16 protein-coding genes are annotated in these 13,807 nt (G+C 70.3%); 12 read left to right on the top strand and 4 right to left on the bottom strand.

What is annotated here, in order from left to right:
- The first annotated feature begins 25 nt into the window (after positions 1–25).
- The 4 genes from L3078_RS11270 to L3078_RS11255 all read left to right on the top strand — a co-directional run bounded on the left by L3078_RS11270 (position 26) and on the right by L3078_RS11255 (position 3,439).
- Positions 26–982, top strand: a complete 957-nt coding sequence (locus L3078_RS11270) for a heme o synthase (protein ID WP_239753303.1) — start codon at positions 26–28, stop codon at positions 980–982.
- A 159-nt stretch (positions 983–1,141) separates the two neighbouring features.
- On the top strand, positions 1,142–1,489 hold the full coding sequence (locus L3078_RS11265; RefSeq protein WP_239753302.1) for a hypothetical protein: 348 nt from the start codon (positions 1,142–1,144) through the stop codon (positions 1,487–1,489).
- A gap of 57 nt (positions 1,490–1,546) precedes the next feature.
- Positions 1,547–2,653 carry an amidohydrolase family protein gene (locus L3078_RS11260; RefSeq protein WP_239753301.1) on the top strand — a complete coding sequence of 369 codons (1,107 nt, stop codon included), beginning with the start codon at positions 1,547–1,549 and terminating at the stop codon, positions 2,651–2,653.
- 18 nt (positions 2,654–2,671) lie between these two features.
- Positions 2,672–3,439, top strand: a complete 768-nt coding sequence (locus L3078_RS11255; RefSeq protein ID WP_239753300.1) for a nucleotidyltransferase domain-containing protein — start codon at positions 2,672–2,674, stop codon at positions 3,437–3,439.
- Position 3,440: 1 nt separating this feature from the next.
- Here the strand turns inward: L3078_RS11255 and L3078_RS11250 are convergent, their stop codons facing one another.
- Genes L3078_RS11250 through L3078_RS11235 form a run of 4 tightly spaced genes read right to left on the bottom strand, consistent with a single transcriptional unit; the run spans position 3,441 to position 7,054 of the window.
- Positions 3,441–4,451 (bottom strand): COX15/CtaA family protein, encoded by a 1,011-nt coding sequence (locus L3078_RS11250; protein ID WP_239753299.1) that lies wholly within the window; start codon positions 4,449–4,451, stop codon positions 3,441–3,443.
- A 59-nt stretch (positions 4,452–4,510) separates the two neighbouring features.
- Positions 4,511–5,290 (bottom strand): ABC transporter permease, encoded by a 780-nt coding sequence (locus tag L3078_RS11245; RefSeq protein ID WP_239753298.1) that lies wholly within the window; start codon positions 5,288–5,290, stop codon positions 4,511–4,513.
- Positions 5,287–6,210 (bottom strand): ABC transporter ATP-binding protein, encoded by a 924-nt coding sequence (locus L3078_RS11240; protein WP_239753297.1) that lies wholly within the window; start codon positions 6,208–6,210, stop codon positions 5,287–5,289. Before L3078_RS11240 ends, L3078_RS11245 begins: the two co-directional genes overlap by 4 nt.
- A gap of 10 nt (positions 6,211–6,220) precedes the next feature.
- Positions 6,221–7,054, bottom strand: a complete 834-nt coding sequence (locus L3078_RS11235; RefSeq protein ID WP_239753296.1) for an AAC(3) family N-acetyltransferase — start codon at positions 7,052–7,054, stop codon at positions 6,221–6,223.
- A 161-nt stretch (positions 7,055–7,215) separates the two neighbouring features.
- On the opposite strand from L3078_RS11235, the gene L3078_RS11230 reads away from it, so the two are divergent.
- The 8 genes from L3078_RS11230 to L3078_RS11195 all read left to right on the top strand — a co-directional run bounded on the left by L3078_RS11230 (position 7,216) and on the right by L3078_RS11195 (position 13,799).
- Positions 7,216–7,947, top strand: coding sequence for a helix-turn-helix transcriptional regulator (locus L3078_RS11230; protein ID WP_239753295.1), 732 nt, complete (start codon positions 7,216–7,218; stop codon positions 7,945–7,947).
- Entirely contained in the window at positions 7,944–9,368 is a 1,425-nt protein-coding gene (sufB, locus tag L3078_RS11225) for a Fe-S cluster assembly protein SufB (protein WP_045560921.1), read from the top strand. Before L3078_RS11230 ends, sufB begins: the two co-directional genes overlap by 4 nt.
- An 88-nt stretch (positions 9,369–9,456) precedes the next feature.
- Complete coding sequence (gene sufD, locus L3078_RS11220) at positions 9,457–10,638, top strand: Fe-S cluster assembly protein SufD (RefSeq protein ID WP_239753294.1); 1,182 nt, start codon at positions 9,457–9,459, stop codon at positions 10,636–10,638.
- Positions 10,638–10,958, top strand: coding sequence for a non-heme iron oxygenase ferredoxin subunit (locus tag L3078_RS11215; protein ID WP_239753293.1), 321 nt, complete (start codon positions 10,638–10,640; stop codon positions 10,956–10,958). The genes sufD and L3078_RS11215 overlap by 1 nt, the downstream gene beginning before the upstream one ends.
- Before the next feature lie 7 nt (positions 10,959–10,965).
- A complete protein-coding gene (gene sufC, locus L3078_RS11210; protein ID WP_060885157.1) occupies positions 10,966–11,730 on the top strand; it encodes a Fe-S cluster assembly ATPase SufC in 765 nt (254 codons plus the stop codon).
- A complete protein-coding gene (locus L3078_RS11205) occupies positions 11,727–12,983 on the top strand; it encodes a cysteine desulfurase (protein WP_239753292.1) in 1,257 nt (418 codons plus the stop codon). The genes sufC and L3078_RS11205 overlap by 4 nt, the downstream gene beginning before the upstream one ends.
- 16 nt (positions 12,984–12,999) lie before the next feature.
- Positions 13,000–13,470 carry a Fe-S cluster assembly sulfur transfer protein SufU gene (sufU, locus tag L3078_RS11200; RefSeq protein WP_239753291.1) on the top strand — a complete coding sequence of 157 codons (471 nt, stop codon included), beginning with the start codon at positions 13,000–13,002 and terminating at the stop codon, positions 13,468–13,470.
- Entirely contained in the window at positions 13,467–13,799 is a 333-nt protein-coding gene (locus L3078_RS11195; RefSeq protein WP_020130530.1) for a metal-sulfur cluster assembly factor, read from the top strand. Before sufU ends, L3078_RS11195 begins: the two co-directional genes overlap by 4 nt.
- Positions 13,800–13,807 lie beyond the last annotated feature (8 nt).

The following is a 13,807-nucleotide window of genomic DNA, read 5'->3' as shown; positions in this document are numbered from 1 at the left end:
CTGGGAGTCTCTGTCAGGGGTGTGCGTGACGGCCGTCGAATCCCGTCCACCGGGAGTGCTGGGCGCGAGCAACACGAGCAGCAGCCGGGGTCAGCGGCCGATCGGGGCCCGAGTCATGGCGTTCGTGGCGCTCACCAAGCCGCGGATCATCGAACTGCTGCTGATCACCACGGTTCCGGTGATGTTCCTGGCGGAACAGGGCGTCCCGGACCTCTGGCTGGTGCTCGCCACCTGCGTCGGCGGCTACCTCTCGGCGGGCGGCGCCAACGCGCTCAACATGTACATCGACCGCGACATCGACGCCCTCATGGAGCGCACCTCCCAGCGTCCACTGGTCACCGGCATGGTCACCCCGCGTGAGGGCCTGGTCTTCGGCATCACCCTCGCGGTCGTCTCCACCGCCTGGTTCGGCGTCCTCGTCAACTGGCTGTCCGCCTGGCTGTCGCTCGGGGCGCTCCTCTTCTACGTCGTCGTCTACACGATGATCCTCAAACGGCGTACGTCGCAGAACATCGTCTGGGGCGGCATCGCCGGCTGCATGCCGGTCCTCATCGGCTGGTCCGCGGTGACGAACTCGATGTCGTGGGCCGCGGTCATCCTCTTCCTCGTCATCTTCTTCTGGACCCCGCCGCACTACTGGCCCCTCTCCATGAAGGTGAAGGACGACTACGCCCGCGTCGGCGTCCCGATGCTCCCGGTGGTCGCCTCCAACAAGGTGGTCGCCAAGCAGATCGTCATCTACAGCTGGGTCATGGTCGCCGTCTCGCTGATGCTGACCCCCCTCGGCTACACGGGCTGGTTCTACACCTCGGTCGCCCTGGTCACGGGCGGCTGGTGGCTCTGGGAGGCCCACGCCCTCCAGAACCGCGCGAAGAACGGCACGACCGGCGCCAAGCTCAAGGAAATGCGCCTGTTCCACTGGTCGATCACCTACGTGTCCCTGCTCTTCGTGGCGGTGGCGGTGGACCCCTTCCTGCGCTGAGGCCAAGCCGAAGCCGCGCCCCGAAAGGGGCGCGGGGAACTGCGCGAGCAACCACGACGAGCCCGAACGCACCCACTCGCCGCAACCCACCACGGCGAGTGGCGAAGCCCACTCACCCCACCATCGCCGCCCGCCCTACCCCTCGGTAGCATCCTGACCATGTCAGACACCAAGCAGGCGGCCAAGGCGGAGCGCACCGCGGAGCGCAAGGCGGCCAAGCTCGCGCAGCAGATCGGCACCTTCGCCAAGGCCCACGGAGGAGCCGAGGCCCAGGTCGCCTACATCGGCCAGCTCGGCGCCCGCATCGTCCTCGTCGGCGAGGACGGCGGCTGGGGCGACCTCGTGGCCCCGACGTACGCGATCGCCGAGGCGGCCGTGGCCAAGGCCGGCGTCACCGTCCACGAGGACTTCGACGGCGAGTTCGCCGCCAAGGTGCGCACCGGACCGTACGAGTGGTCGCGGATGGCCGGAATCCAGGTCGGCGGCCCCGCCAACAGCAACACCTGAGCCCGGCTCACCCGTTAGGACCTGTGGGAGTTCACAGGTCCAGCCTCGGGGAGCCCGATGATCGACACGCCGTCCCTCGTGGACCAGTACTGCCACGGCGTACTGCGCACGGAGCTGGGCCTCGGCACCTTCGAGGCCCACCTCGCCCGCAGCGAGGGCCCGCCGGCCCCCGGCACCACCTTCTTCGACACCCAGACGGGCTTCGCCGTACGCCGCTGGTGCCCGCCCCTGCTGGGGCTGGAGCCGCACTGCCCACCGGCCCGCTATCTGGCCCGGCGCCGCGAACTGGGCGTCCTGGAGGCCGGCCGCAGACTCCTGCGCGGCAGCGGCGTCACCACCTACCTCGTCGACACGGGCCTGCCCGGCGACCTCACCGGCCCGCGCGAGATGGCCTCCACCGGAGACGCGGACGCGCACGAGATCGTCCGCCTCGAACTCCTCGCCGAACAGGTCGCCGACACCTCCGGCACCGTCGAGTCGTTCCTGGCCAATCTCGCCGAGTCGGTGCACGCGGCCGCCGCGAACGCCGTCGCCTTCGCCTCGGTCGCGGGCGTACGGCACGGCCTGGCGTTCGCGCCCGAGCCGCCCGGCCCCGGGGAGGTGCGCGGCGCGGCGGGACGCTGGCTCGCCCACCGGCCGGTCGGCGGGGCGCTCACCGACCCGGTCCTCCTGCGCCACCTGCTGTGGATCGCCGTCGCCTCGGGCCGTCCGCTGCAGCTCCACGCGGGCCTCGGCGAACCGGGCCTGCGGATCGACGCCACCGACCCCGTCCTGCTCACCGACTTCGCCCGCGCCACGGCGGGCCTCGGCACCGACCTGATCCTGCTGCACGGCTACCCGTACCACCGCCACGCCGCCCACCTCGCCGCCGTCTTCCCGCACGTCTACGCCGACCTGGGCGCCGAACTGGTTCGCACCGGCGCCCGGGCCACCGCCGTACTCGCCGAAGTCCTGGAACTCGCCCCCTTCGGCAAGCTCCTCTTCTCCAGCGGCGCCCACGGCCTGCCCGAGCTGCACGTGGTCGGCGCCCGGCTCTTCCGCGAGGCGCTCGCACGGGTGCTCGGCACCTGGGTGGCGGAGGGTGCCTGGTCACTGACGGACGCCCAGCGCGTGGCGGGACTGATCGCGGCCGACAACGCACGACGGGTGTACGGGCTGGAGTGAGCCGGAGAGACTGAGCGCATGACGCGCCAGAACGCGACCGCCCCCTTACCCGACACGGCCGCCGCCACCGCGGCCCTGCTCGAACGCTACCTCGACGAGCTGGGGCAACTCGCCCCGCTCGCCGTGTGGGCCCACGGCTCCCTCGGCGGGGGCGACTACCGGGAGGGCCGCAGCGACCTCGACCTGATCGCCGTCCTGGACGGCCCGGTCACCGCCCGCACCGCCTGGCGGGTCGGACGGCTGCACGCCCGGCTGCGCCACGACCGCCTCGCCGGCCTGCTGCACTGCACCTATCTGACGCCGGCCACGGCGGACGACGCCGAGCGCAGACACCTCACCTGGGCGCACGGGCACCTGTTCCGGCGGCCGGTCACCCCCATCACCCGGCGCGAGCTGCACACCTTCGGCCTCGTCCTGCACGGCGAGGCGCCGAAGGCCCTGCTGCCGCCCGTCTCCGACATCGAGCTGGACGCCTTCGTCGTCCGCGACCAGAAGGAGTTCTGGCGCCCGGCCGTGGACAGGGCCCACCTCTGGGAGCGGGACGTCTGGGTCGACCTCGGGCTGCTCACCTTCGCGCGCGCCACCGCCACGCTGCGCGACGGCCGCCTGATCTCCAAGCGGGAGGCCCTGGACCTGCTGCCCGCGCTGGGCGCGCCCGCCGAGGTGGTCGAGGACATCGTGCGGCGCCGATACGACGGACGCGGCGAGCAGGTGCCGTACCGGGCCGAGCTGACCCGGCAGTTCCTCGGCCCCGCGATCGACGACCTCCTGGCGACGTACGGCTGACTCAGCCGTGCGCGGCGACCGGCGCCTCGGCCGCCGTAGCGGACACGTCGATCTTGTCCACCGGCCGCTCCCACAGCGACAGCAGCACCCGCAGGGTCGCGATCCAGACCAGGCAGGAGCCGAACATGTGGGCGCCCACCAGGATCTCGGGGAGGTCGGTGAAGTACTGCACATAGCCCAGGAGGCCCTGCGCGAGGAGGATCAGGAACAGGTCGCGGGTGCGGCGCAGCGGACCGGGCGGGGCGTCCACGGCCTTGAGGACGAACCACAGGGCGAAGGTCAGCGTCACCACGATCCAGGCCAGCACCGCGTGCAGCTTGGTGACGTTCTCCCAGTTCAGCGGGATCCGCTCGACCTCGCTCGAGTCACCGGCGTGCGGACCGGCGCCGGTGACGACCGTGCCCACCGCGATCAGCAGCAGCGTCACGCCGACCAGCACCCACACCAACTGCCGCACCGCCTGGCCGACCAGCGGACGCGGGGCCGTGTCGCTCTCGCCGGTGCGGTGCCACATCACGGCGGCCACGGCGATCAGCACGGTCGAGAGCATGAAGTGCGCGGCCACCGTGTACGGGTTGAGGCCGACCAGCACGACGATGCCGCCGAGCACCGCGTTGCCCATGACGACCCAGAACTGGGCCCAGCCCAGCCGGGTGAGAGAGCGCCGGTACGGCTTCTGCGAACGCGCGGCGATGATCGCCCAGCCGACCGCCGCGCACAGCACGTACGTCAGCAGGCGGTTGCCGAACTCGATGTAGCCGTGGACGCCCATCTCACGGGTCGCGGTGAGCGAGTCGTCGGTGCACTTGGGCCAGGTCGGGCAGCCGAGGCCCGACCCGGTGAGCCGCACGGCACCGCCGGTCACCACGATGACCACCGCCATCACGAGGGCGGCGAGGGCCGCGCGCCGGACCGTTCTGGGGTCCGGCGTCCAACGGTCGGCGATGAAGGCGAGCGGGTTGCGCGCGGCGGAGACGAGGTCGTCACGGGTCACTTTCGGCACGCGTCCCATCGTAGGCCGCCGCTTGTGCACGTATTCACGAGGGGTGTGGCCAGGAGCGTGACCTGCGGCTACTCCCAGCGGAAGAAGCGTGCCGCCGCGCCCAGCCCGAGCACCGCCCACGCCGCGAGGATGCCGAGGTCGCCCCACGGCACCCCGGCGCCGTGCTGGAGGACGTCCCGCAGCCCGTCCGACAGGGCCGCGATCGGCAGCAGCCCGAGCACGCTCTGCGCCGCGTCCGGGAACTTCTCCAGCGGGACGACGACACCACCGCCCACCAGCAGCAGCAGGAAGACGAGGTTCGCCGCCGCCAGCGTCGCCTCCGCCTTCAGCGTGCCCGCCATCAGCAGACCGAGGCCCGAGAAGGCGGCCGTGCCGAGGACCAGCAGGAGCAGCACGGCGAAGGGGTTTCCGTGCGGGTCCCAGCCCATCGCGAAGGCGATCACCGTGAGCAGGACGACCTGGAGGACCTCCGTGACCAGCACGGACAGGGTCTTCGCCGTCATCAGGCCCCAGCGGGGGAGCGGTGAGACGGCCAGCCGCTTCAGCACGCCGTAGCGGCGCTCGAAACCGGTGGCGATGGCCTGCCCGGTGAACGCTGTCGACATCACGGCGAGCGCCAGGACGCCGGGCGCCAGGAAGTCGACCGCCTCGCCCTCGCCCGTGTCCACGATGTCCACGGAGCCGAACAGCACCAGCAGCAGCGTCGGGATGACGACCGTCAGGAGCAACTGCTCGCCGTTGCGCAGCAGCATCCTCGTCTCCAGCGCCGCCTGCGCCGCGATCATGCGGGTCAGCGGGGCCGCCCCCGGCATCGGTGTGTAGGCCCCGGTGCTCGTACGCGCGCTCATGACCGCAGCTCCTTGCCCGTGAGCTCCAGGAAGACGTCTTCGAGGGTGTGCCGCTCCACCGAGATCCGGTCCGGCATCACCCCGTGCTGGGCGCACCAGGAGGTGACGGTCGCGAGGAGCTGCGGATCGACCTTGCCCGTCACCCGGTACACGCCGGGCATCAGTTCGACGGCGGTGGAGTCCGCCGGGAGCGCCTTCAGCAGGGAGCCGACGTCGAGGGCCGGCCGGCCGGTGAAGCGCAGGGTGTTCTCGGCGCCGCCCCGGCACAGGTCCTCGGGCGAGCCCTGGGCCATGACCCGGCCGCCGTCGATGATCGCGACGTCGTCCGCGAGCTGTTCGGCCTCGTCCATGTAGTGCGTGGTGAGGATGACCGAGACACCGTCCGCGCGCAGGTCCCGCACCAGTTCCCAGGTGGCCCGGCGGGCCTGCGGGTCGAGACCGGCGGTCGGCTCGTCGAGGAAGACCAGCTCGGGCCGGCCGACGACGGCCATCGCGAGGGCGAGGCGCTGCTGCTGCCCGCCGGAGAGCCGCCGGTACGTCGTACGGCCGCAGCTGCCGAGGCCCAGGCGCTCGATCAGGGCGTCCACGTCGAGGGGGTGGGCGTGCAGCTTCGCGACGTGCCGGAGCATCTCCTCCGCGCGGGCGCCGGAGTAGACGCCGCCGGACTGGAGCATCACGCCGATCCGGGGGCGCAGCGCGGCGGCCTCGCGGACCGGGTCGAGGCCGAGGACGGACACCGAGCCGGAGTCCGGCTTCCGGTACCCCTCGCAGGTCTCGATCGTGGTCGTCTTGCCCGCGCCGTTCGGGCCGAGCACGGCGGTCACGCCCGCCCCGGCCACCAGGTCCAGGCCGTCCACCGCGGTCTTGTCGCCGTACCGCTTCACCAGGGACCGGACCTGGACCACGGGGTCACTTCGCATGGGCCCGAGTCTAGGGAGACGGCCGGGTGCCGAGGCGGGCGGGTCCGGAGATCCCCTCCTCACGGGGACGGTGCACGGGGAGCCAGCGCTCGGCGTACGCCACCGCGTCGGCCACCGGGAACAGCCGTACGTCCGCCCCGCCCACCCTGGTCCGGCGGATGCCGCGGTCGCGTTCGAAGTCGTACCCGAGTTCGTCGAACCGGTCCGAGTCGATGGACACCTCGGTCACCACCTCCCAGCCGTCCGGGCCCGGACGGCCGACCTCCACCAGCGGCGCGGGGATCCGGTACTCGGCCAGGTGGAAGCAGGTGCAGGAGTCGTAGCCCGCGCCGAGCAGCAGGACGCGGGCGCCCGCCGCCTCGAGCCGGGCCAGTGGGCTGCGCTCGCCCAGGCGGCAGTCGGTGGCGTGGTCCGCGAGGAGCGCCGACGCGCCCGGGCCTATCGCCGCGAAGGACGTCTGGGGGTGCGCGCTGCGCAGGGCGCCCGGCCAGGTGCGCACCGTCTCGGGGATCACCCCGACCCCGCGGGTGGGGGTGGTCGCCGGGTCGTAGCCGGGCATGCCGGCGCGGATGGTCTCCCACCACTCCTCGGGCACCGGGGGGTTCGCCCAGAGCGCGGGGTCCGACAGGTCGCCGGACTGGCTGGGCACGACCAGGGTGCCGTCCGGGCCGAGTGCGTCGAGCAACGCGTGCACGACCGTCACGGCGCCTCCGCAGACCCAGCCGAGCGAGCTGAGCGAGGAGTGCACGAGGAGGGTCTCGCCGGGCTCGACACCGGCGGCGCGCAGGTCCGCCGCCAAGCCGGCGCGGGTGACAAGAGGGCCGGTGGGAGGGGTTGTCGACATGGTGTGGCAGTCTTCCCCAGCGCCCTGCGCGGCGCCACCGGTTTGATCGATCAGTGATCGTTTCCCCAGGTCAGCTTAGGTATGCCTAAGTGATGCACGGCACCGCCCGCCCGGCCGGACGCGGCTTGCCCAGCTCTGAGGAATTACGCAACAATGGCGTTGTGAAAAACGTCGGCGAGGCTCCGCAGGAGGAACTCGCGACCGGTGAGCGGTCCACCCGCAACCGGGTCGCGCGGTCCATCCTGTCCCACGGCCCGTCCACCGTGGCCGACCTCGCGGGGCGTCTGGGGCTGACCCAGGCGGCCGTCCGCCGGCACCTCGACGCCCTGGTCTCCGACGACGTCGTGCAACCCCGCGAGCAGCGCGTCTACGGCACGCGTACGCGCGGGCGCCCGGCCAAGGTGTTCGCCCTGACGGCCTGCGGACGGGACGCCTTCGACCAGTCGTACGACAAGCTCGCCACCGACGCGCTCCGCTGGATCGCCGACCAGGAGGGCGGGGAGCAGGCGGTCGCCGCCTTCGCCCGCGCCCGGGTCGCCGCCCAGGCCGGGGCCTACCGCGAGGCCGTCGAGGCCGCGGACCCCGAAGAGAAGACCGAAGCCCTGGCCAAGGCCTTGAGTGCCGACGGGTACGCTGCTACGGCACGCAGTGCCCCCCACCCCCACCAGGGTGAGCAGCTCTGCCAGCACCACTGCCCGGTAGCCCATGTGGCCGAGCAGTTCCCGCAGCTCTGCGAGGCCGAGACCGAGCTCTTCGCCGAACTGCTCGGTACGCACGTCCAGCGGCTGGCCACCATCGCCCACGGCGACGGCGTCTGCACGACGTTCATCCCCAGAGTTTCCAAGACAGCCACCAACGCATCCGCAAGCACGGCCGGGAGGAACCCCGCATGACTCTCCCCATCGAGGAGACAGCCCACCCCGAGCTCGAGGGCCTGGGTAAGTACGAATACGGCTGGGCGGACTCCGACGAGGCCGGCGCCTCTGCCAAGCGCGGTATCAACGAGGACGTCGTCCGCGACATCTCCGCGAAGAAGAACGAGCCGGAGTGGATGACCAAGCTCCGTCTCAAGGGTCTGCGCCTGTTCGAGAAGAAGCCCATGCCGAACTGGGGCTCGGACCTCTCCGGCATCGACTTCGACAACATCAAGTACTTCGTGCGCTCCACGGAGAAGCAGGCGGAGTCCTGGGAGGACCTGCCCGAGGACATCAAGAACACGTACGACAAGCTCGGCATCCCCGAGGCGGAGAAGCAGCGCCTCGTCGCCGGTGTCGCCGCCCAGTACGAGTCCGAGGTCGTCTACCACCAGATCCGCGAGGACCTGGAGGAGCAGGGCGTCATCTTCCTCGACACCGACACCGCCCTGAAGGAGCACCCGGAGCTCTTCAAGGAGTACTTCGGCACGGTCATCCCGGTCGGCGACAACAAGTTCGCGTCGCTGAACACCGCCGTGTGGTCCGGCGGCTCCTTCATCTACGTGCCGAAGGGCGTGCACGTGGAGATCCCGCTCCAGGCCTACTTCCGTATCAACACGGAGAACATGGGCCAGTTCGAGCGGACGCTGATCATCGTCGACGAGGACGCCTACGTCCACTACGTCGAGGGTTGTACGGCCCCGATCTACAAGTCGGACTCCCTGCACTCCGCGGTCGTCGAGATCATCGTCAAGAAGGGCGCCCGCTGCCGCTACACGACCATCCAGAACTGGTCGAACAACGTCTACAACCTGGTCACCAAGCGCGCCGTGGCCTACGAGGGCGCGACCATGGAGTGGGTCGACGGCAACATCGGCTCCAAGGTGACGATGAAGTACCCGGCCGTCTACCTGATGGGCGAGCACGCCAAGGGCGAGACCCTCTCCATCGCGTTCGCGGGCGAGGGGCAGCACCAGGACGCCGGCGCCAAGATGGTCCACATGGCCCCGAACACCTCCTCGAACATCGTGTCGAAGTCGGTGGCGCGCGGCGGTGGCCGCACCTCCTACCGCGGCCTGATCGAGATCGGCGAGGGCGCCCCGGGCTCGAAGTCGAACGTCCTGTGCGACGCGCTGCTCGTCGACACCATCTCCCGCTCGGACACCTACCCGTACGTCGACGTCCGCGAGGACGACGTCTCCATGGGCCACGAGGCGACCGTCTCCAAGGTCTCCGAGGACCAGCTCTTCTACCTGATGAGCCGCGGTCTGAGCGAGTTCGAGGCGATGGCGATGATCGTGCGCGGCTTCGTCGAGCCGATCGCCAAGGAGCTGCCGATGGAGTACGCGCTGGAGCTCAACCGGCTGATCGAGCTGCAGATGGAAGGCGCGGTCGGCTAAGCACCGCCCTCCGGTCCAGCAGCAGGCGGCCCGCCTCTCCGGGGCGGGCCGAAGATCGTAAACGTAGGAAGAGAGCAGACCGACAGCCATGGCTGAGGCTCAGAACATCCCGGTGGGGAGCACCACCGCCGGCTCGATCGCGGTGGCCGCCGAGTCGACCGTCGCCACGCGCATGAGCGCGCCCCCGTCCTTCGACGTGGCGGACTTCCCCGTGCCGCACGGCCGCGAGGAGGAGTGGCGGTTCACCCCGCTGGAGCGCCTGCGCGGGCTGCACGACGGCACCGCCGTCGCCTCCGGCGACGGCCTGAAGGTCGACGTCCAGGCCCCCGAGGGCGTCACCGTCGAGGCCGTCGGCCGCGACGACGCCCGCCTCGGCAAGGCCGGCACTCCGGTGGACCGCGTCGCCGCCCAGGCCTACTCGGCCTTCGAGAAGGCCGGCGTGATCACCGTCCCCAAGGAGACGGTCCTCGCCGAGCCGATCCGGATCGCCGTGCACGGCGAGGGCGGCACCGCCTTCGCCCACCAGGTGATCGAGCTGGGCGCCTTCGCCGAGGCCGTCGTCGTCATCGACCACACCGGTGACGCGGTGCTCGCCGCCAACGTCGACTACGTCCTGGGCGACGGCGCCAAGCTGACCGTCGTCTCCGTCCAGGACTGGGACGACAAGGCCGTCCACGTGGCCCAGCACAACGCCCTGGTCGGCCGGGACGCGTCGTTCAAGTCGATCGTCGTCACCTTCGGCGGCGACGTCGTCCGCCTCCACCCCCGCGTCGCCTACGCCGGGACCGGCGGCGAGGCCGAGCTGTTCGGGCTCTACTTCACCGACAAGGGGCAGCACCAGGAGCACCGCCTCCTGGTCGACCACAACACCCCGCACTGCAAGTCGAACGTGGTCTACAAGGGCGCGCTCCAGGGCGACGGCGCCCACGCGGTCTGGATCGGCGACGTGCTGATCGAGGCCAAGGCCGAGGGCACCGACACCTACGAGATGAACCGGAACCTGGTCCTCACGGACGGCGCCCGGGTCGACTCCGTGCCCAACCTGGAGATCGAGACCGGCGAGATCGTCGGCGCCGGCCACGCGAGCGCGACCGGCCGCTTCGACGACGAGCAGCTCTTCTACCTGATGGCCCGCGGCATCCCCGCCGAAGAGGCCCGCCGCCTCGTGGTCCGCGGCTTCTTCGCCGAGCTGGTCCAGCAGATCGGTGTGGACGACATCCAGGAACGCCTTCTCGTGAAGATCGACGAGGAGCTGGAGGCGTCGGTCTGATGTCGACCTATGTACGAGCCTGTGGGCTGAGCGAGCTGGAGGAGGACACCCCCAAGCGGGTGGAACTCGACGGCACGCCGGTCTCGGTCGTGCAGACCGAGGGGGAGGTGTTCGCCATCCACGACATCTGCTCCCACGCGAACGTCTCGCTCTCCGAGGGCGAGGTGGAGGACTGTCAGATCGAGTGCTGGCTGCACGGCTCCGCGTTCGACCTCAGAACCGGCAAGCCGTCCGGCCTACCCGCGACGCGCCCCGTCCCCGTATACCCCGTAAAGATCGAAGGGGACGACGTGCTCGTCTCCCTCACCCAGGAGTCCTGAGGCACCCATGGCAACGCTTGAAATCCGAGACCTGCACGTCACCGTCGAGGCCGACAACGCCACGAAGGAGATCCTCAAGGGCGTCGACCTCACCGTGAAGCAGGGCGAGACGCACGCCATCATGGGCCCCAACGGCTCCGGCAAGTCGACCCTCGCCTACTCCCTCGCGGGTCACCCGAAGTACACGATCACCGGCGGCACCGTGCTGCTCGACGGCGAGGACGTCCTGGAGATGTCCGTCGACGAGCGCGCCCGCGCGGGCCTGTTCCTGGCGATGCAGTACCCGGTCGAGGTCCCGGGTGTCTCCGTCTCCAACTTCCTGCGCACCTCCGCCACCGCCATCCGCGGCGAGGCCCCCAAGCTGCGCACCTGGGTGAAGGAGGTCAAGGAGGCCATGCAGCGCCTCAACATGGACCCCTCCTTCGCCGAGCGCAACGTCAACGAGGGCTTCTCCGGCGGTGAGAAGAAGCGCCACGAGATCCTCCAGCTGGAGCTGCTCAAGCCCAAGGTCGCGATCCTCGACGAGACGGACTCCGGCCTGGACGTCGACGCGCTGCGCATCGTCTCCGAGGGCGTCAACCGCGTCCGCGAGACCGGCGAGGTCGGCACCCTGCTGATCACGCACTACACGCGCATCCTGCGCTACATCAAGCCCGACCACGTGCACGTGTTCGCGAACGGCCGTATCGCCGAGTCCGGCGGCCCGGAGCTCGCGGACCAGCTCGAGGCCGAGGGCTACGACAAGTACGTGAAGGGTGGCGCATCCGCGTGACACAGCTGCCGGGCCTCCTCGACACCGAGGCGATCCGCAAGGACTTCCCCATCCTGGACCGTCAGGTCCACGACGGCCGGAAGCTCGTGTACCTGGACAACGCGGCGACCTCGCAGAAGCCGCGCCAGGTGCTGGACGCCCTGAGCGAGTACTACGAGCGCTACAACGCCAACGTCCACCGCGGTGTGCATGTGCTCGCCGAGGAGGCCACGGCGCTGTACGAGGGCGCGCGCGACAAGGTCGCGGAGTTCGTCAACGCGCCTTCGCGCGACGAGGTGATCTTCACCAAGAACGCCTCCGAGTCGCTCAACCTCGTGGCGAACATGCTGGGCTGGGCCGACGAGCCCTACCGCGTGGACTCCGAGACCGAGATCGTCATCACGGAGATGGAGCACCACTCCAACATCGTGCCGTGGCAGCTGCTCTCGCAGCGCACGGGCGCGAAGCTGAAGTGGTTCGGGCTGACCGACGACGGCCGCCTCGACCTCTCCAACATCGAGGAGATCATCACCGAGAAGACGAAGATCGTCTCCTTCGTGCTGGTCTCCAACATCCTCGGCACGGTCAACCCCGTCGAGGCGATAGTGCGCCGGGCACAGGAGGTCGGTGCCCTGGTCTGCATCGACGCCTCGCAGGCCGCACCGCACATGCCGCTGGACGTGCAGGCGCTCCAGGCCGACTTCGTGGCCTTCACCGGCCACAAGATGTGCGGACCGACGGGCATCGGCGTGCTCTGGGGCCGCCAGGAGCTCCTGGAGGACCTGCCTCCGTTCCTCGGCGGCGGCGAGATGATCGAGACGGTGTCGATGCACTCGTCGACGTACGCCCCCGCCCCGCACAAGTTCGAGGCGGGCACCCCGCCGATCGCGCAGGCGGTCGGCCTCGGCGCGGCGATCGACTACCTGAACTCCATCGGCATGGACAAGATCCTCGCCCATGAGCACGCGATCACCGAATACGCGGTGAAGCGGCTGGCGGAGGTCCCGGACCTCAGGATCATCGGCCCCGCCACGGCCGAGGACCGGGGCGCGGCGATCTCCTTCACCCTCGGCGACATCCACCCGCACGACGTGGGCCAGGTCCTCGACGAGCAGGGCATCGCGGTCCGGGTCGGCCACCACTGCGCCCGCCCCGTCTGCCTGCGGTACGGAATTCCCGCGACCACCCGAGCGTCGTTCTATCTGTACTCCACGCCGGCCGAGATCGACGCCCTGGTCGAAGGCCTGGAGCACGTACGGAACTTCTTCGGCTGAGGGGACGAGCGATCGCATGAAGCTGGACTCGATGTACCAGGAAGTCATCCTGGACCACTACAAGCACCCCCACGGGCGGGGCTTGCGGGACGGTGACGCCGAGGTACACCACGTGAACCCGACGTGCGGCGACGAGATCACCCTGCGAGTGAAGTACGACGGCACGACCATCGCGGACGTGTCGTACGAGGGCCAGGGCTGCTCGATCAGCCAGGCCTCGGCCTCCGTGCTGAACGACCTCCTCGTCGGCAAGGACCTTGACGACGCGCGGAAGATCCAGGAGACCTTCCTGGAGCTGATGCAGTCCAAGGGGAAGATCGAGCCGGACGACGCGATGGAGGAGGTGCTGGAGGACGCGGTCGCGTTCGCCGGTGTCTCCAAGTACCCCGCCCGGGTCAAGTGCGCCCTCCTCAGCTGGATGGCGTGGAAGGACGCGACGGCCCAGGCGCTGGGCGCCGACGCCGACGTCGAAAGGAAGACGGCATGAGCGAGACCCTGGAGATGAAGCCGGCCTCCGAGGAGGAGGTCCGCGAGGCCCTGTACGACGTCGTGGACCCCGAGTTGGGCATCGACGTCGTCAACCTGGGCCTGATCTACGGCATCCACATCGACGACGCGAACATCGCGACGATCGACATGACCCTGACCTCGGCGGCCTGCCCGCTGACGGACGTCATCGAGGACCAGGCCAAGTCCGCCACGGACGGCCTCGTCAACGAGCTCCGCATCAACTGGGTCTGGATGCCCCCGTGGGGCCCCGACAAGATCACCGACGACGGCCGTGAGCAGCTGCGCGCGCTCGGGTTCAACGTCTGAGACCAGTG

The organism is Streptomyces deccanensis (genome assembly GCF_022385335.1).
GTDB lineage: Bacteria > Actinomycetota > Actinomycetes > Streptomycetales > Streptomycetaceae > Streptomyces > Streptomyces deccanensis.
Note: the sequence above shows the minus strand (reverse complement) of the source record. Positions and strands in the feature narration are given on the sequence as shown.